The sequence below is a fragment of the Chromatium okenii genome, from assembly GCF_002958735.1.
GTDB classification, from domain to species: Bacteria; Pseudomonadota; Gammaproteobacteria; order Chromatiales; family Chromatiaceae; genus Chromatium; species Chromatium okenii_A.
In genome coordinates this window covers 403,201-420,631 of the sequence record NZ_PPGH01000034.1, presented here as the reverse complement: position 1 = coordinate 420,631, position 17,431 = coordinate 403,201, and the positions used below count along the sequence as shown (strand labels likewise).

Below are 17,431 nucleotides of genomic sequence, written 5' to 3'. Positions count from 1 at the left end.
TCTCATGGACGCCAAGCCAACGCTTTGTCGGCATTTTTTAACCCTATTTGACTTGAGTCCGCTGGAGGCGCGAACACTGATTGCTCGCGCCAGCGAACTCAAACGCCAGTTAAAACGCGGCGAGATTTATCGCCCGTTTCCCCATCGCACTTTGGCGATGATTTTCGAGAAATCCTCCACGCGCACTCGCGTTTCCTTTGAAGCGGGAATGGTGCAACTCGGCGGTCATGCGCTGTTTTTATCGCCGCGTGATACGCAACTCGGACGCGGTGAACCGATTGAAGACAGCGCCCGCGTGTTATCGCGGATGGTGGACGCAGTGATGATCCGCACTTTCAAACAGGACACGGTGGAGCGTTTCGCCGCTTATTCCAGTGTGCCGGTGATTAACGGTTTGACCGACCGCTGTCATCCCTGCCAATTGCTCGCGGATATGCAGACCTATCACGAGCATCGCGGCGACATTCGCGGGCGGCGCGTGGCGTGGATCGGCGACGGCAACAACATGTGTCATTCCTTTATGGAAGCAGCACAACTGTTTGATTTTGAACTGCGCATTGCCTGCCCGGAAGGTTTTGAACCGGATGCAGCGTTGCTCGCTGCCGCTGCCGATCATTGCACCATCATCCGCGATCCGGCAGAAGCAGCCGCCGGTGCGCATCTGGTGTCAACTGATGTTTGGGCAAGCATGGGACAAGAAGAAGAACAGGCGCAGCGGCAGGCATTATTTGCGCCGTATCAAGTCAACGATGACGTGATGGCGCGAGCAGCCGGCGATGCGCTGTTTATGCACTGCTTGCCCGCGCATCGCGGCGAAGAAGTAGCTGCATCAGTGATTGACGGCCCGCAATCAGTGGTGTGGGATGAAGCGGAAAATCGCTTGCACGCGCAGAAAGCATTACTTGAATTCTTATTGAGACCCGCATCGTGATATTCAGAGAACAGCGCATAAGACGCTTTTGGTGGTTATTCATCCTCATGCTCGGCAGCGCATTGAATGGCGCAATAGTGCAGGCTGAAACCCAATACGTGACCGATCAACTTCAGGTTCCGCTCCGCGCTGGTGAAAGTGCACGTTATAAGATTGTGCGAATGCTTGAAAGCGGAACGCCATTAGAAGTGCTCAGTGTCAATAAAGAAAGCGAATACGCCCGAGTGCGTATTGAAAATGGCACTCAGGGTTATGTGCTGACAAATCAATTGCAAAAAGAAGCAGCAACACGCACTCAATTGGCGGAAATGCAGGCGCGTTTAACTGAATTGCAGCAAGCACCAGAAGCACTGTCGGCAAAGTTATCGGCTTTGGAAACAGAACATGCTTCATTAACCGAAACGGCGCAATCATTAAAAGAAGCAAAACAGGCATTAGAACAGGAGCTGGCAACCATTCGCCATGCTTCTTCAAATGTGCTGGAAATCACCAATGAACGCGACCGGCTGCGAATTCAAGTTAGCGAATTAACCCGCGAGCGAGAAGAATTGCTCCAAAAACACAGTGATGTCACGCATCAAATTCAACAGCGATGGTTTCTCATTGGTGCTGGCGTGTTAATTGGTGGCATGTTAATTGGGTTGATTTTTCCGCATTTATCATTCCGAAGACGGAAAAGCAATTGGAGTAGTTTTTAGCTCTTCCTGAAATAAAAACCCCGTTTATAGCGGGGTTTTTTATTGCCTGTCAAACTATATGAAATACCAAATTTCTCTGATATGGTTAGTAAGTTTTTTAGAAAATGATAAGGTTTTAGGAGTTACGCAGTTGGATTTATAAATACCTGATTTTATTGAAACTGGTTTGTGCACTGTATAATTGCGTTTTCACAAAAATTAGTAGGTTAAGTTTTCAACTGCTTAACTCCTAGGGTTTTCTCACTAATTGAGAGATGCGCTGCCGAAACGTATAGTTCAATCGCTCAATATGATTTGTTCGTCCGCTTTCTTTGCCAACAGCACGATGGCGTTTCGATGGAAATATCATTCCATAAGCTGCCCAAAAATCGGTATATACCAAGTTAATATAGTTGATCTAAAGTAGATTTATCGAATTTAATCCCTGCAAAACAAAGTGTTACGCTGGTTTTAGATGTCGTTTTATGCTGGATTGACTATATCAGATTTTCGGTTCTTAATCTCTGATAATAGCGAACTTATCACTCATTAACGACAGTATTTCATCGTGGTATTGATTTGCGTTACTAAAAAACGATTGACAGGCAAACTTGAAATCATCGAATGATTCAAATAGGGTGTGGTGATCATATCTATAGGGTAGAGTTGCGAACTCTGCCTATTTTTCTGGTTAATAGCGTTGCATTATAATGATGTATAAAATACCAAATTGCTCCGATATGGTTAGCAAGTTTTTTAGAAAATGCTAAGGTTTTTCTCACTAATCGAGAGATGCGTTGCCGAAACGTACAGTTCAATCGCTCAATATGATTTGTTCGTCCGCTTTCTTTGCCAACAGCACGATGGCGTTTCAATGGAAATATCATTCCATAAGCTGCCCAAAAATCGGTATAACTTACTGCGCATTGGCGATAAACAGGAGGCAAAGAATTCCATAATCCACGTGCAGATTTCTCACTTTTATCTCCAATGTACGCGCCAACAATTTCACGTGTACGAGTATCGATCGCCAACCAAATCCATTGTTTATTTGTGACCTTGACTGTGTCAACTCAACCAATGCTGAGTGAAGCCACCGCCATTGGTTTTTATGCTGCGCCAATGTTTTCCGCACAGCGTTATCCTCGGTTGCAAATTCTAACGATTGAAGGCTTATTAAAGAAAACCGAATACCCACGTTATCCTGATCTCGCCGCTGGCGGTTTGAATTTCAAAAAAGCGGCGCTGGCGATCACTGACAACGCGCAACCGGCATTATTTTGATATGTCGTTGTCAAGATTGGTAAAAATGCAGATTTGTCGCTTTATTAATCTGCATAGTGAGAAAAGTATTTACAACTTAAACGAGATGTTAAAACCCCGCCATTAACAGCGGGGTTTTTTTAGAAGAACTGATTACCAGCTATCGTAAACAGTGACACTAGCAGAAGGCCATACGCCTAAATAATCGAGCACAGTGAGCGTGAGTATTTCCTCTCCTCCTTCATCAACGAAATCATTTGCCAGTTCTACTGAAATATAACCAGAGCCACCCTCAATCATTATGCTGCCTTCCAACGATCCATAAGCAATATCTGTCTCATCAATGCCATAACCACTTAGGGTGTATGTCAACATTGTGCCGTCAGCAACGTTGGTTGTATTAACAGTGAAAGTTGCCCATTCACCTTCGTTAACTGAATATGTGTCGGCAAAAAGAGCATAGGTAGCTGGCGGTGTAATACTGGTGTCATTGACAACGATGTAATTAGCAGCGCTGCCGTTATCCAACATCACCGTCAGCACATCTTCGCCATCAGTGAATTCATCAGCGGTCAAAGCAACCGTAATCGTTGCCATGTTTTCAATCACCGTTGTCATACCAGTCAGGGCGTTATAATCGCCGTCCAGATTTTCATCAACGATGTCCACCGTATCAACACCACTCAGGGTGTACGTCAACATTGTGTAATCAGCTACGTTGGTTGTATTAACAGTGAAAGTTGCCCATTCACCTTCGTTAACTGAATATGTGTCGGCAAAAAGAGCATAGGTAGCTGGCGGTGTAATACTGGTGTCATTGACAACGATGTAATTAGCAGCGCTGCCGTTATCCAACATCACCGTCAGCACATCTTCGCCATCAGTGAATTCATCAGCGGTCAAAGCAACCGTAATCGTTGCCATGTTTTCAATCACCGTTGTCATACCAGTCAGGGCGTTATAATCGCCGTCCAGATTTTCATCAACGATGTCCACCGTATCAACACCACTCAGGGTGTACGTCAACATTGTGTAATCAGCTACGTTGGTTGTATTAACAGTGAAAGTTGCCCATTCACCTTCGTTAACTGAATATGTGTCGGCAAAAAGAGCATAGGTAGCTGGCGGTGTAATACTGGTGTCATTGACAACGATGTAATTAGCAGCGCTGCCGTTATCCAACATCACCGTCAGCACATCTTCGCCATCAGTGAATTCATCAGCAGCCAGAGCAACCGCAATCGTTGCCATGTTTTCAATCACCGTTGTCATACCAGTCAGGGCGTTATAATCGCCGTCCAGATTTTCATCAACGATGTCCACCGTATCAACACCACTCAGGGTGTACGTCAACATTGTGTAATCAGCTACGTTGGTTGTATTAACAGTGAAAGTTGCCCATTCACCTTCGTTAACTGAATATGTGTCGGCAAAAAGAGCATAGGTAGCTGGCGGTGTAATACTGGTGTCATTGACAACGATGTAATTAGCAGCGCTGCCGTTATCCAACATCACCGTCAGCACATCTTCGCCATCAGTGAATTCATCAGCGGTCAAAGCAACCGTAATCGTTGCCATGTTTTCAATCACCGTTGTCATACCAGTCAGGGCGTTATAATCGCCGTCCAGATTTTCATCAACGATGTCCACCGTATCAACACCACTCAGGGTGTACGTCAACATTGTGTAATCAGCTACGTTGGTTGTATTAACAGTGAAAGTTGCCCATTCACCTTCGTTAACCGAATACGTATTGGCAAAAAGAGCATAGGTTGCTGGCGGTGTAGTACTGGTGTCATTGACAACGATGTAGTTAGCAGCATCGCTGTTATCCAACATCACCGTCAGCACATCTTCACCATCAGTGAATTCATCAGCAGCCAAAATAACCGCAATCGTTGCCATGTTTTCAATCACCGTTGTCATACCAGTCAGGGCGTTATAATCGCCGTCCAGATTTTCATCAACGATGTCCACCGTATCAACACCACTCAGGGTGTACGTCAACATTGTGTAATCAGCTACGTTGGTTGTATTAACAGTAAAATTTGCCCATTCACCTTCGTTAACCGAATACGTATTGGCAAAAAGAGCATAGGTTGCTGGCGGTGTAATACTGGTGTCATTGACAACGATGTAATTAGCAGCGCTGCCGTTATCCAACATCACCGTCAGCACATCTTCGCCATCAGTGAATTCATCAGCAGCCAAAATAACCGCAATCGTTGCCATGTTTTCAATCACCGTTGTCATACCAGTCAGGGCGTTATCATCGCCGTCCAGATTTTCATCAGCGATGTCCGCCGCATCAACACCACTTAGGGTGTATGTCAACATTGTGTAATCAGCTACGTTGGTTGTATTAACGGTGAAAGTTGCCCATTCACCTTCGTTAACCGAATACGTATTGGCAAAAAGAGCATAGGTTGGTATCAACACCTCAATCGTCACCTCCGCTGTAGCCGTTCCGCCATTACCGTCCTCGATGGTGTAACTAATGATTTCAGTAAAACCACTGCCCCACGGTGTATAACTTATTCCTTGCTTTCCATCCTCAAAAGCGACAATTTCAACCTCACCATTTTCCGTCGGGGAGATATTCGTTATCGTCAGAAAATCACCATCAGGATCGCTGTCATTTGCTAACACTGCGATTTGCACGGTGGTATTGGCACTCGTTTCAGCAAAATCATTTTCAGCGCTTGGCGCTTTATTCGCTGGTGCCGTCACGTTGACAGTAATTGTTCCAGAAGCAGTTGCGCCGTCATCATCAGTTGCTTGCACTTTTAGAGCGAAAGGACTGGTAGATAAAGCCAGATCATTGACATCATTTACAGTCAAAATACCAGTACTGGCATTCAATAAAAATGCAGCTTTGCCGTCGCGGTCAAAATCAGTGTTATTGGCGGTGATTGCATATTTGACCACCTTGCCATCAGCATCACTGATCACCGTATTTAACCGCGCCACTTCTCGACCCGCTGGCGTATCAGAAGACACGGTATAAGTCGTGGGCGTGATAACCGGCGCTTTATTTGCCGGTGCCGTCACTTTAACGGTAATTGTTCCAGAAGCAGTTGCGCCGTCATCATCAGTTGCCTGCACTTTTAGAGCGAAAGGACTGGTAGATAAAGCCAGATCATTGACATCATTTACAGTCAAAACACCAGTACTGGCATTCAATAAAAATGCAGCTTTGCCGTCGCGATCAAAATCAGTGGTATTCGCAGTGAGTGCATATTTAACTACCTTGCCATCAGCATCACTGATCACCGTATTTAACCGCGCCACTTCTCGACCCGCTGGCGTATCAGAAGACACGGTATAAGTCGTGGGCGTGATAACCGGCGCTTTATTTGCTGGTGCCGTCACTTTAACGGTAATTGTTCCAGAAGCAGTTGCGCCGTCATCATCAGTTGCTTGCACTTTTAGAGCGAAAGGACTGGTAGATAAAGCCAGATCATTGACATCATTTACGGTCAAGACGCCAGTGCGGGCATTCAATAAAAATGCAGCTTTGCCGTCATGGTCAAAATCATTGTTATTGGCGGTGATTGCATATTTGACCACCTTGCCATCAGCATCACTGATCACCGTATTTAACCGCGCCACTTCTCGACCCGCTGGCGTATCAGAAGACACGGTATAAGTCGTGGGCGTGATAACCGGCGCTTGATTTGCTGGTGCCGTCACTTTAACGGTAATTGTTCCAGAAGCAGTTGCGCCGTCATCATCAGTTGCCTGCACTTTTAGAGCGAAAGGACTGGTAGATAAAGCCAGATCATTGACATCATTTACAGTCAAAACACCAGTACTGGCATTCAATAAAAATGCAGCTTTGCCGTCACGGTCAAGATCAGTGTTATTGGCGGTAATCGCATATTTGACCACCTTGCCATCAGCATCACTGATCACCGTATTTAACCGCGCCACTTCTCGACCCGCTGGCGTATCGGAAGACACGGTATAAGTTTTGGGCGTGATAACCGGCGCTTGATTTGCTGGTGCGATGTTAGACACCAGCTTGGCGGCATCATTGCCCGCCACATCTTGAATCGCGTTGTCATCATCGCCGCCCGTCGGATCGGCGTAAGTGATTGTCACCGCTTGGCTGGCTGTTACCGCCCTCGTCAGCGTGAGCGTGACAGTGTGCGCATCAGCATTCACAGCCACCGTTTTAACCGCATTGACCACGCCACCAGCCGTCACTTTGAACGCAGTGGTCGCTGGTTTATTCACATCATCGAGCGCGTTGTCATCGGAATAAGTGAGCACCAGCGTTTTGGCGCTGACGGTAGCTGAATCAAATACTGGCGGCGTGGTGTCCGTTGGCAGAAGCTCTCCGCCATGATCGGGAATCTCCATTTTCACACCGGCAAAATCGAATGCTTCCACGCCAATAATTGAATCCTTGCCCTCATCTTTTTTGCTATCAGAACCGATGTACTCGACCGTCCACTTTCCTTCATCATCCTTATGAACCGTGTAGTTTTCTTGACCCAATTGATAGAAAGCGATGTCATAACCGCCACCACCGTCGATCTCATCATTACCCTCACCGCCATCAATTTTATCATCACCATCATTCCCGCAAATCGTATCGTTGCCCTCATAACCCTTCAGGGTATTAGCGGCATCGTTACCGGTAATGGCATTCGCAACTGCATTGCCTTTACCATTGATAGCGGCAGTTCCTGTGAGCGTCAGCATCTCCAAATAATTGCCCAACTCATAGGTGACGTTGCTTTCCACCACATCCTGATCACCATCTTTAGCTGTTTCGATGATGATATCTTCATTCGTATTGGTCACTTTATACGTATCATTGCCATCACCGCCTGTCAACGTATCCTTACCAGTGCCACCGTCTAACGTATCGTCGGCAGTTCCAGGGCCACCATGCAATTGATCATCACCTGCCTTACCATCCAGATAATTATTGCCAGCATTACCAATGATAATGTTATTCAGCTCATTACCCGTTCCCGTTAAATCGGTCATTCCCGTTTTCAGCAGGGTAAGATTTTCGAGATTCGCGCCGAGTGTAAAGCTCACTGCGCTAATCACCGTTTCGACGCCTAACTCGCCCTCAATGATTTTATCAGCAGCGTTATCCACCCAATATAAATCGTCACCATCACCGCCAGTCATCATGTCAGCGCCAGTGCCACCATCCAAACTGTCATTCCCATTGCCACCATCTAAAGTGTCATTTTCAGCACCGCCGTTGAGCGAATCATTGCCACTGTCGCCGTTTAGAATATCTGTGCCTTTGTCGCCAATAAGGGTATCGTTATCCACGCCGCCGTTGAGCGAATCATCACCAAGACCGCCAATGAGCGTGTCGTTACCACTCATTCCAGAAATGGTGTCATCACCACCTAATCCATCAAACTTGTCAGCGCCCGGGGTGCCAACTCTTGGATCCGCGTTTGCGGTAAATGGTTTAGTTGCCATAGTTTGCGTCCTAACGGCTAGTTTTGTTAAGGTGAGCCACTTTGTGGATGGTGTTTGCTTGTTAAAATGCCATGCTGTTTATAATTTTGTGTCAAGCAGCGTTAAGTATAGACGCTTTTTATTAAATAGTTAGCCTTCTAAGTGTATGATTTTATTGAAACTTGCCTGTGCTTGCGCCTGATCTTCTGTGCCGATATTGGTATAAATCTGGAAATAATTGCGTTTGGAATTAAATGGCGGGTCGATATAACACAAATCAACGCTGTTTTGTGCAATGTTATTGCGCAACACTTCCAGATTATCGCCATAATAGAGTTCGTTCATTGCGTGTTTCCGGTTTCAATTGCTATTCACAACCACCGCGCCCCAAGTGACGACTTGGAGCGCGATTTTATTTTATAACCGCCACAACTGAAAACCAGCCGCAACAATTGCCGCCGGATCATACGCCGACTTCACATCAATAAAGACGCCACCCGGTTTGAGATGCCTGCGACATTTCTAAATACTCATGGTGTGATACGGCAGCAACAATTGCCGCAGCTTTATTGGGCAATTGCTCCCATGTTGTCAATTTCAAGCCGTATTCGTGGTCAGCTTCTGCCGCTGCTGCCAGCGGATCATGTACCGTCACTGCGCAGCCAAATGATTGCAATTCGGTAATTAAATCGGCGACTTTGGAATTGCGCAAATCAGGGCAATTCTCTTCGAATGTCAAACCCAATACGATCACTTGTGCGCCTTTAATGCGGTCGCCGTGTTGAATCATGCACTTGACCGTTTGCTGGGCAATATAAGCGGCCATGCCATCGTTAATCCGCCGCCCCGCTAAAATCACTTCGGGGTGATAATCGAGCGCAACGGCCTTGTGCGTTAAATAATACGGATCAACGCCACTGTGAATCCTTCAATTGGCGGCAGTGTGAATTGCAGCGTTAATCTAGTGAGTTATGGCGGTTCGAGTAATTGCACTGCGACATCAAAGACTGGTTATAACTTCAGTGGATTTAGCGGCGATTGCAGCGGCACGAGTTGCAGTTTGACGAATGTCACTGCGAATAAAACCGTGACGGCGAATTTCACTGCGATCACTTATCCAATTAACGCAACTGCAAATCCGTCACTCGGCGGCAGCGTGAATTGCAGCGTTAATCCGGTGACTTACGGTGGTTCGAGTAATTGCACGGCAACGCCAAAAACTGGTTATAACTTCACGGGTTTTAGTGGCGATTGCAGCGGCACGAGTTGCAGATTGACGAATATCACTGCGACTAAAACCGTGACGGCGAATTTCACAGCACTATTTTCCACCTTCCGCCTTACCGTCACGAAAACCGGCAACGGCACAATCAGCAGCAATCCGAACGGCATCAATTGCGGCAGTGATTGCACGGAGAATTTCGCCAGCGGCAAAACGGTCACGTTGATCGCTCAACCGGACACCGGCGCGACCTTCGTCAGTTGGAGCGGCTGTAGCGCAGTTGCAGCAAATCCGCTGCAATGCACGCTCAAAATGAGCAAAGCGCAAACCGTCACTGCAACTTTTGCCACCATTCCCACGCCAACCGGCGGCAATCTCACGGTCAAAACCGTCGGCAATGGCAACGTCACCAGCAACCCGGCGGGAATCAGTTGCGGTACTGGTACCAACTGTACGGCCAGTTTTAGCAGCGACACTGCCGTCATGCTCACCGCACTGCCCGCCACCGGCGAAACCTTTCGCCATTGGAACGGCTGCACCGCCGCAATCTCCAATCCCAATCAATGCCGAGTCACACCGAGCAGCGGCAAATCCGTAACCGCCACTTTCAGCATGGACACCACGCCCGTCGCTGATGTGCGGGTCATGGCGATTGCCATTAACCCAGCGACGCCTGCAGCCAAAGGCAACTTTAAGAGGATGTATAGAAACCAACCACTAAAATAAAAACAACCAATTTTTAACAAAAAATCAGCTCAAGGCTAATTTATAAGTCAGCTGAGTGTTGCAAATATTCCTGAGAAGTAAACGACTAGACGCAACATAAACCTGCGCTTCACTTGAACTTCGATTGCGCTCGTAGTCTTTACTCAATCGACGTGATCGTCCAAGCCAAGCAAATGTTCTTTCGACCACCCAGCGGTGAGGTAAAACATGGAAACCTTTAACCCCTTTTTTCTTATTAACAACTTCAAGCGTACAGTTAAATTCAGACAAAACCCATTTAAATAATTCATCACCGGAATATGCACCATCAGCCCAAATAATTTTTACGGTATGGAGTAACAAAAACAAATTGCTAATCACCTGATATGCTGCTTTACCATCGAAGATATTGGCAGCATGTACCCAAACAACGAGTAGATAACCCATTGTATCCACAATGATATGTCGTTTCCGACCTTTAACTAACTTGCCACCATCAAACCCTGAATCTATCGCTGATTCCGGACTACCTTTGACACTTTGGCTATCAATAATCGCCCCCGTTGGATCTGGTGTTCGGTCTTTTTTTTCGCGCAAACGCCTCCGCAGTGCTGCATTGACTTGTTCGAGTATGCGGTTATTAGTCCATTTATTGTAATAGTAATTAACAAGAGAATAAGAAGGGAAATCTGTTGGTAAATAACGCCATGGATAACCTGTTTTATTTAGATAAAAAATCGCGTTTAAAATTTCACGGAGATCGCTGGTTCGTGGGCGTCCAGTGGTATAAGGATCAAGTTCTTCGAAGATGGGCTTGATGACTTTCCACTCCTCATCTGAGAGGTCACTTGGATATCGTTTAGTGGAATGACTATTGTTTGAGATCATTTCAAAATCTCCAAATAGAAACTGCACATTTTTAATAAAATCAATTCTTATAAAGAAATTTATACATTAAAATCAGAAGTTTAGTTCCTAAACATCCTCTAAGATCGCAATTACCGTCAAAAATTTGGGAAATACCACGATGAATGCGGGTTATCTGGAAGTGTGGGCGGATCAGCCAACGGCTCAGAAAGATTGCGGCACCGCCGGTGACGCCTACGGTGAAATCGGTCAGTTGGCAGCGGGCGAATCGAAAATGCTAAACGTGCCATTAAAAGCCACGAGCGCGGGAACCAAACTGTTGCGCATCGCCGTTGCAAGTGTCATTTCATTCAGCCCTCTTTTTAATTAAAGAGGGCTTTTACTTCGAGGAACATTAAGATGTCAATTCCAAATGCTATAGAAACTATCACCGCTGATGAGTATTTAACTGGCGAACAACTCAGTTCAATTCGTCACGAATATATCGCCGGACAGGTATTTGCAATGGCTGGCGTAAGTGAAAAGCACAATCGGATTGCAGGCAATGTGTTTTTTCATTTGCGGGCAGCAACTCGCGGCACACACTGCGGCGTATTTATGGGTGATATGAAGGTGCATATTGCTACAAGTGAGATTTTTTATTATCCAGATGTAGTATTAACTTGTGACGCTGATGACCGCAAACCATTTTATAAAACCGCACCTTGTTTGATTGCAGAAGTGTTATCACCATCGACAGAATTAACAGATCGGCGCGAAAAGCTGGCAAATTATCGAATGCTGCCGTCATTGCGCTATTATTTATTGGTTGATCAAACCCAGCAGAAGGTTGAACTGTATCAGCGCAATGAGGTTGGGCAATGGCTTTATTCTTGTTATGAAGACGCTGGCGAATTGCATTTTGATTGTCCGCCATTACAACTGCAATTTACGCTGGCAGATTTGTATGAAGATGTTGTATTGCCCTAGAGAATCGACTGCAACACCCAATCATAAAAAAGCCTCGCCTAAACGGACGAGGCTTTTTTATACTAGAAAACAGCGTTTGTTAGTTGTCAGCTAACATCATTTTCAGCATCAATTGATTGATGCGCCCCACAAATCCCGCTGGATCATCCAATTGCCCGCCTTCAGCCAATTGCGCTTGATCGAACAGAATCAGCGCCAAATCATTAAAGCGCGTGTCATCAGTTTCCGCTTCCAATCGTTTGACCAGCAAATGATCGAAATTGACTTCCAAGGTCGGTTTGCTATCGGGCGCATTCTGACCCACTGCTTTTAATACACGCGCTAAATTGGCGCTCATATCGTATTCGCCGACCACCAAACAGGCTGGCGAATCAACCAAGCGGGTACTCGGACGCACTGCATCAACCCGCTCGCCGAGCGCAGTTTTCAATCGCTCAAGCAATGAACCGTGTTCAGCAGCAGCCTTTTCCTTGGCTTCTTTTTCATCCTTATCTGCCAGCTCGCCGAGATTGAGATCGCCTTTCGTGACCGATTGGAAATGCTTGTCTTTGTATTCGGTCAAATGACTGACTAACCATTCATCAACGCGATCCGAAAGCAGCAGCACTTCCACACCCTTTTTGCGGAATACTTCCAAATGCGGACTGTGGCGAGCAGCGGCGGCGCTATCCGCAGTGATGTAATAAATTTGTCCTGACCTTCTTTCATGCGTTCAATATAGGCATCAAGCGATTCGCGCTGGGTATTATCATCGCGGTGCGTGGTGGAAAAACGCATTAAACCAGCAAGGCGTTCTTTATTGGCGAAATCCTCGGCGGGCCCTTCTTTAACCACTCGCCCGAATTCATCCCAGAACGCGCCGTATTTCTCAGCGTCATCAGTCGCCAGCGTTTCCAATACACTCAAAATGCGCTTGGTATTGGCCTGCCGAATGGTGTCAATCTTGCGATTGTGTTGCAGCAATTCACGAGAAACATTGAGCGGTAAATCATCGGAATCAACGACACCTTTTACAAAGCGCAGGTAATGCGGCATTAATTTATCCGCTTCATCCATGATGAATACGCGCTTAACGTATAGCTTCACGCCGTGTTTTTGATCGCGGTCGAATAAATCCCAAGGCGCTTTTTTCGGCACATACAATAGCGTTGTGTATTCGTTGCTGCCTTCAACGCGATTGTGCGCATACGCCAGCGGCGGTTCAAAATCATGCGAAACGTGCTTATAGAAATCGTGATAATCGCCTCAGTCAATTCCGCTTTATTGCGCATCCACAGTGCAGTGCCGCGATTAACCTGTTCATATTCAGGCGGTTCATCCTTTTTCGCTTCTGCTTCCTCGCCGTAAAACTCTTTGCGCATCTCCACCGGCAGCGCGATGTGATCGGAAAATTTGCCGATGATCGAACGCAGCCGCCAGTTGTCGAGAAATTCCTTCTCGTCTCTTTCAGATGCAGAATGACATCGTGCCGCGAGTGGTTTTCTCAACGGTTTCAAGCGTGTAGCTGCCGCGCCCGTCAGATTCCCAGCACACGCCATGTTCGGCACTCAACCCAGCGCGGCGCGAAATCAGCGTCACTTTGTCGGCGACGATGTAGGCGGAATAAAAACCCACGCCAAATTGTCCGATCAACGTGCTGTCTTTCGCCTGTTCGCCCGATAGCGCCTCACAAAACGCCGCGTGCCGGAGCTGGCGATGCTGCCGATGGTGTCCATCACTTCCTGCCGACCTAGCCCGATGCCGTTGTCGGAAATGGTCAACGTTCCGGCGTCTTTATCGACTTCGACGCGAATGCGCAGCTCGGCATCGCCTTCGTACAATCCGCCGTCACTCAACGCTTCAAAACGCAGCTTCTCGGCAGCGTCTGACGCATTCGAGACCAACTCGCGCAGAAAGATTTCCTTATTCGAGTACAGCGACCGAATCACCAAATCTAAGACTTGGCTGACTTCGGCTTTAAATTCCAATGTTTCCTTATGCGCTTCAACAGTCATTTTCGTTTACTACCTTCATGTTTTCGATTGAATTGAATCGCGTCATTGTCGCATGAGCTTGACGCTAGAATGACTGACTTGCAGCCGCTTGCTGCAAGGTCGCCGCCAACACTGCCTCGCTAGTGTAGGCACTTCGCTCATATCTCAAGGGTTTGAACATGCAACCAACGCTCATCGCCACCACGCCCATCGCCGGACAACGCCCCGGCACTTCCGGTCTGCGCAAAAAGGTCAAAGTTTTCCAACAGCCGCATTATCTTGAAAATTTCGTGCAAGCGATCTTCGACACCAGCCCGAACTCAACGGCGGCGTGTTGGTCGTTGGTGGCGACGGACGTTTTTATAACCGCGAGGCGATTCAGACCATTTTGCGCATGGCTGCGGCCAATGGTGTCAGTAAAACGCTGGTCGGCTGCGGTGGCATTTTCTCCACGCCCGCAGTTCCTGCGTGATTCGCAAATATCACACGCAGGGCGGAATTGTGCTGTCGGCCAGCCATAATCCCGGCGGTCCAGATGAAGATTTTGGAATCAAATTCAATGCTGCGAACGGCGGCCCAGCGTCAGAAACCGTCACCAACGCCATTTTTGAGCGCACCCAAACCATCGACCGTTATCTCACGCTCGACACGCCAGCACTTAATCTTGATTTAGAAGGAGAATTCAGTCTTGGTGCGATGACCGTCACCGTGCTGAATTCGGTCAGCGATTACGCTGAATTGATGGAAACCCTGTTTGATTTCAACGCGATTCGGCAGCTTTTCAGCAGCGGCAAATTTCGGATGCGCTTTGACGCGATGCACGCCGTGACTGGTCCGTATGCCGTTGAAATTTTAGAACATCGGCTCGGCGCTGCGCCCGGCACAGTGATGAATGGAATCCCGTTGGAAGATTTTGGTGGCGGTCATCCCGATCCCAATCTCGCGCACGCCAAGGCGCTGGTGGCGCTGTGTTCGGGCGCGGACGGTCTTGATTTCGGCGCAGCTTCCGATGGCGACGGCGACCGCAACATGATTTTGGGCAAGAACTTTTTCGTCACGCCGAGCGACAGTTTGGCGGTGCTGGCGGCCAATGCGCAGCTCATGCCCGGTTACACAGCGGGAATCAGCGGCATTGCGCGGTCGATGCCGACCAGTCAGGCAGCAGATCGCGTTGCAGCGGCGCTGGGAATCGAGTGTTTTGAGACGCCAACCGGCTGGAAATTCTTCGGTAATTTGCTGGACGCTGGGCGGATCACGCTGTGCGGCGAGGAAAGTTTCGGCACTGGCTCGAATCACGTCCGCGAAAAAGATGGACTCTGGGCGGTGCTGTTTTGGCTCAATGTGCTGGCAGCGCGTCAGCAATCCGTCGCAGCAATTGTCACTGCGCATTGGCAACAATTCGGGCGCAATTATTACACGCGCCATGATTATGAAGGTGTCGAATTAGCTGGCGCAGAAGATTTAATGAATCACCTGCGAATACTCTTAACGGAATTGCCTCAGCGCAAATTAGGCAATGAAGTTGTTAGTTATGCCGATGATTTTTCTTATACTGATCCAATTGACGGCAGCGTGTCGCAACAACAAGGAATTCGGATTGGTTTTTGCCAGCGGAGCGCGGATTGTTTTTCGTTTATCAGGAACGGGAACAGAAGGCGCAACGCTGCGGGTTATTTAGAGTATTTCGAGCCAGACCCAACGCAACATCAGCGCGAAACGCAGGAAGCAATGCAGCCATTGATTTTAATTGCCCGCGAGCTGGCGCAGATTGAAGCGCGGACGGGACGCAGTGAACCGGATGTAGTGACTTAAATCGCTGCTGTTTAAATCCCCCCAACCCCCCTTTTTCAAAGGGGGGCTTTTACTACCTCTTTTTCAAAGGGTGTTTTTCCTCCCTTTGGCAAAGGGGGTTTTCTTCTCCCCCCTTTAGCAAAGGGGGGCGGGGGGGATTTTTCAAAGGGCGCTTTTTGGAATCGCAAATTTAATTGCGTTCTTCAGTATTTAATCGGGTGCGAGCACGAACAATTGCGGATCGCACCTGATTTGGCGCAGTACCGCCAAGATGATTGCGGGCCGCGACTGAACCTTCCAAAGTCAATACCGCAAAAACATCTGCCTGAATAGAAACGGAAAATTGCTGTAATTCCGCCAGCGTTAATTCTGCTAAATCGCGTCCTTCACGCACACCAAATGCAACCGCTTTTCCAACGATTTCATGCGCATCACGAAAAGCAATGCCATTCCGTACCAAATAATCTGCAAGATCAGTTGCAGTGCTAAAACCCTGTTTTGCTGCAACACGCATTCGCTCGCGGTGACAGGTAACATTGCCCATCATATCGGCATAAACGCGCAGTGATCCTTTCAGATTATCCACGGTATCAAATAGCGGTTCTTTATCTTCTTGGTTGTCTTTGTTATACGCCAGCGGCTGGCTTTTCATTAACGTCAATAAGCCCATTAAATGCCCAAAGATGCGTCCACTTTTGCCGCGCACCAATTCTGGAACATCAGGGTTTTTCTTTTGCGGCATAATGGATGAGCCAGTGCAAAAGCTGTCGGATAATTCAATAAAACCGAATTGCGCCGAAGACCATAAAATCAGTTCCTCGGAATAGCGCGACAGGTGCATCATTAAAATCGCTGCCGCAGCAGTAAATTCAATCGCAAAATCTCGATCGGAGACTGCATCTAATGAGTTTTCGGCGGGGCGATCAAAGCCTAATAATTGCGCGGTGTATTGGCGATCAATGGGATAAGTTGTGCCAGCTAATGCTGCTGCGCCCAGCGGCATTACATTCAAGCGACGACGACAATCTGTAAAACGGTCGCGGTCGCGTTCAAGCATTTCAAACCACGCGAGCAAATGATGACCAAAGGTGATTGGTTGCGCGACTTGTAAATGCGTAAAGCCGGGCAAAATCGTATCGGCTTCGCGCTCGGCTAAATCAAGTAAAGCAGTTTGTAATCGCTTTATTTCTAATTGAATTAAATCAATTTCATCGCGCAGCCACAGCCGCACATCAGTCGCAATTTGATCGTTACGCGAGCGCCCGGTATGCAGTTTTTTTCCGGCTTCACCGATCTTTGCGGTTAATGCGGTTTCGATGTTCATGTGCACATCTTCCAGCGCAATTGACCACTTAAAAGTTCCGGCTTCAATCTCAGATTGCACCGCTTCTAATCCGCTGATGATCGCGTCGCATTCGGCAGCAGTCAGAATGCCTTGCTGCGCCAGCATGGTTGCATGAGCAATTGAGCCTTGAATATCATAGCGATAAAGACGTTGATCGAAGGCAACTGAAGCAGTGAAGGCTTCAACAAAGGCATCCGTTGGCGCATTAAAACGCCCCGCCCAAGGTTTGACGATGGAAGTGTCGTGCATTGA

12 protein-coding genes and 4 pseudogenes are annotated in these 17,431 nt (G+C 47.6%); 7 read left to right on the top strand and 9 right to left on the bottom strand.

Going from position 1 to position 17,431, the window contains the following annotated elements:
* The first annotated feature begins 4 nt into the window (after positions 1-4).
* Complete coding sequence (argF, locus tag CXB77_RS08010; protein ID WP_105073459.1) at positions 5-931, top strand: ornithine carbamoyltransferase; 927 nt, start codon at positions 5-7, stop codon at positions 929-931.
* Complete coding sequence (locus CXB77_RS08005; RefSeq protein ID WP_242445551.1) at positions 928-1,629, top strand: TIGR04211 family SH3 domain-containing protein; 702 nt, start codon at positions 928-930, stop codon at positions 1,627-1,629. Before argF ends, CXB77_RS08005 begins: the two co-directional genes overlap by 4 nt.
* Before the next feature lie 235 nt (positions 1,630-1,864).
* Here CXB77_RS08005 and CXB77_RS08000 read toward each other — a convergent pair.
* Positions 1,865-2,005, bottom strand: a pseudogene (locus CXB77_RS08000) (IS1 family transposase); the annotation flags it as partial.
* Positions 2,006-2,261: 256 nt separating this feature from the next.
* A pseudogene (locus CXB77_RS07995) lies at positions 2,262-2,660 on the bottom strand (IS1 family transposase); the annotation flags it as partial.
* Positions 2,661-2,673: 13 nt separating this feature from the next.
* Here CXB77_RS07995 and CXB77_RS07990 point away from each other — a divergent pair.
* Positions 2,674-2,892 carry a hypothetical protein gene (locus CXB77_RS07990; RefSeq protein ID WP_172452592.1) on the top strand — a complete coding sequence of 73 codons (219 nt, stop codon included), beginning with the start codon at positions 2,674-2,676 and terminating at the stop codon, positions 2,890-2,892.
* A gap of 132 nt (positions 2,893-3,024) precedes the next feature.
* Here CXB77_RS07990 and CXB77_RS07985 read toward each other — a convergent pair whose 3' ends face one another.
* The 3 genes from CXB77_RS07985 to CXB77_RS07970 all read right to left on the bottom strand — a co-directional run bounded on the left by CXB77_RS07985 (position 3,025) and on the right by CXB77_RS07970 (position 9,166).
* Positions 3,025-8,328 (bottom strand): SwmB domain-containing protein, encoded by a 5,304-nt coding sequence (locus CXB77_RS07985; protein WP_146108762.1) that lies wholly within the window; start codon positions 8,326-8,328, stop codon positions 3,025-3,027.
* A gap of 129 nt (positions 8,329-8,457) precedes the next feature.
* On the bottom strand, positions 8,458-8,652 hold the full coding sequence (locus CXB77_RS07975; protein WP_146108761.1) for a DNA adenine methylase: 195 nt from the start codon (positions 8,650-8,652) through the stop codon (positions 8,458-8,460).
* A gap of 136 nt (positions 8,653-8,788) precedes the next feature.
* A complete protein-coding gene (locus CXB77_RS07970) occupies positions 8,789-9,166 on the bottom strand; it encodes a UDP binding domain-containing protein (RefSeq protein ID WP_242445550.1) in 378 nt (125 codons plus the stop codon).
* A gap of 60 nt (positions 9,167-9,226) precedes the next feature.
* Between CXB77_RS07970 and CXB77_RS07965 the strand changes: the two genes are divergently transcribed.
* A complete protein-coding gene (locus tag CXB77_RS07965; RefSeq protein ID WP_105073455.1) occupies positions 9,227-10,255 on the top strand; it encodes an InlB B-repeat-containing protein in 1,029 nt (342 codons plus the stop codon).
* A gap of 24 nt (positions 10,256-10,279) precedes the next feature.
* Here the strand turns inward: CXB77_RS07965 and CXB77_RS07960 are convergent, their stop codons facing one another.
* Complete coding sequence (locus CXB77_RS07960) at positions 10,280-11,122, bottom strand: IS5 family transposase (RefSeq protein WP_105073507.1); 843 nt, start codon at positions 11,120-11,122, stop codon at positions 10,280-10,282.
* Positions 11,123-11,261: 139 nt separating this feature from the next.
* Between CXB77_RS07960 and CXB77_RS07955 the strand changes: the two genes are divergently transcribed.
* Complete coding sequence (locus CXB77_RS07955) at positions 11,262-11,471, top strand: hypothetical protein (protein WP_105073454.1); 210 nt, start codon at positions 11,262-11,264, stop codon at positions 11,469-11,471.
* Positions 11,472-11,500: 29 nt separating this feature from the next.
* On the top strand, positions 11,501-12,070 hold the full coding sequence (locus CXB77_RS07950; protein ID WP_105073453.1) for a Uma2 family endonuclease: 570 nt from the start codon (positions 11,501-11,503) through the stop codon (positions 12,068-12,070).
* Positions 12,071-12,149: 79 nt separating this feature from the next.
* On the opposite strand, the pseudogene htpG reads toward CXB77_RS07950, so the two are convergent.
* Both htpG and CXB77_RS19665 read right to left on the bottom strand, forming a co-directional pair.
* Positions 12,150-14,064: pseudogene (gene htpG / locus CXB77_RS07945) on the bottom strand (molecular chaperone HtpG).
* Positions 14,065-14,128: 64 nt separating this feature from the next.
* Positions 14,129-14,299 carry a hypothetical protein gene (locus CXB77_RS19665; RefSeq protein ID WP_172452566.1) on the bottom strand — a complete coding sequence of 57 codons (171 nt, stop codon included), beginning with the start codon at positions 14,297-14,299 and terminating at the stop codon, positions 14,129-14,131.
* A gap of 75 nt (positions 14,300-14,374) precedes the next feature.
* Between CXB77_RS19665 and CXB77_RS07940 the strand changes: the two are divergent.
* Positions 14,375-15,855, top strand: a pseudogene (locus tag CXB77_RS07940) (alpha-D-glucose phosphate-specific phosphoglucomutase).
* A gap of 169 nt (positions 15,856-16,024) precedes the next feature.
* On the opposite strand, the gene argH reads toward CXB77_RS07940, so the two are convergent.
* Complete coding sequence (gene argH, locus CXB77_RS07935; RefSeq protein WP_105073452.1) at positions 16,025-17,428, bottom strand: argininosuccinate lyase; 1,404 nt, start codon at positions 17,426-17,428, stop codon at positions 16,025-16,027.
* Positions 17,429-17,431 lie beyond the last annotated feature (3 nt).

Coding starts and splice junctions, on each gene's coding strand:
- argH (WP_105073452.1), bottom strand. CDS start 17,428: ATGCACGACACTTCCATCGTCAAACCTTGGGCGGGGCGTTTTAATGCG.
- CXB77_RS07950 (WP_105073453.1), top strand. CDS start 11,501: ATGTCAATTCCAAATGCTATAGAAACTATCACCGCTGATGAGTATTTA.
- CXB77_RS07955 (WP_105073454.1), top strand. CDS start 11,262: ATGAATGCGGGTTATCTGGAAGTGTGGGCGGATCAGCCAACGGCTCAG.
- CXB77_RS07960 (WP_105073507.1), bottom strand. CDS start 11,122: ATGATCTCAAACAATAGTCATTCCACTAAACGATATCCAAGTGACCTC.
- CXB77_RS07975 (WP_146108761.1), bottom strand. CDS start 8,652: ATGAACGAACTCTATTATGGCGATAATCTGGAAGTGTTGCGCAATAAC.
- CXB77_RS07985 (WP_146108762.1), bottom strand. CDS start 8,328: ATGGCAACTAAACCATTTACCGCAAACGCGGATCCAAGAGTTGGCACC.
- argF (WP_105073459.1), top strand. CDS start 5: ATGGACGCCAAGCCAACGCTTTGTCGGCATTTTTTAACCCTATTTGAC.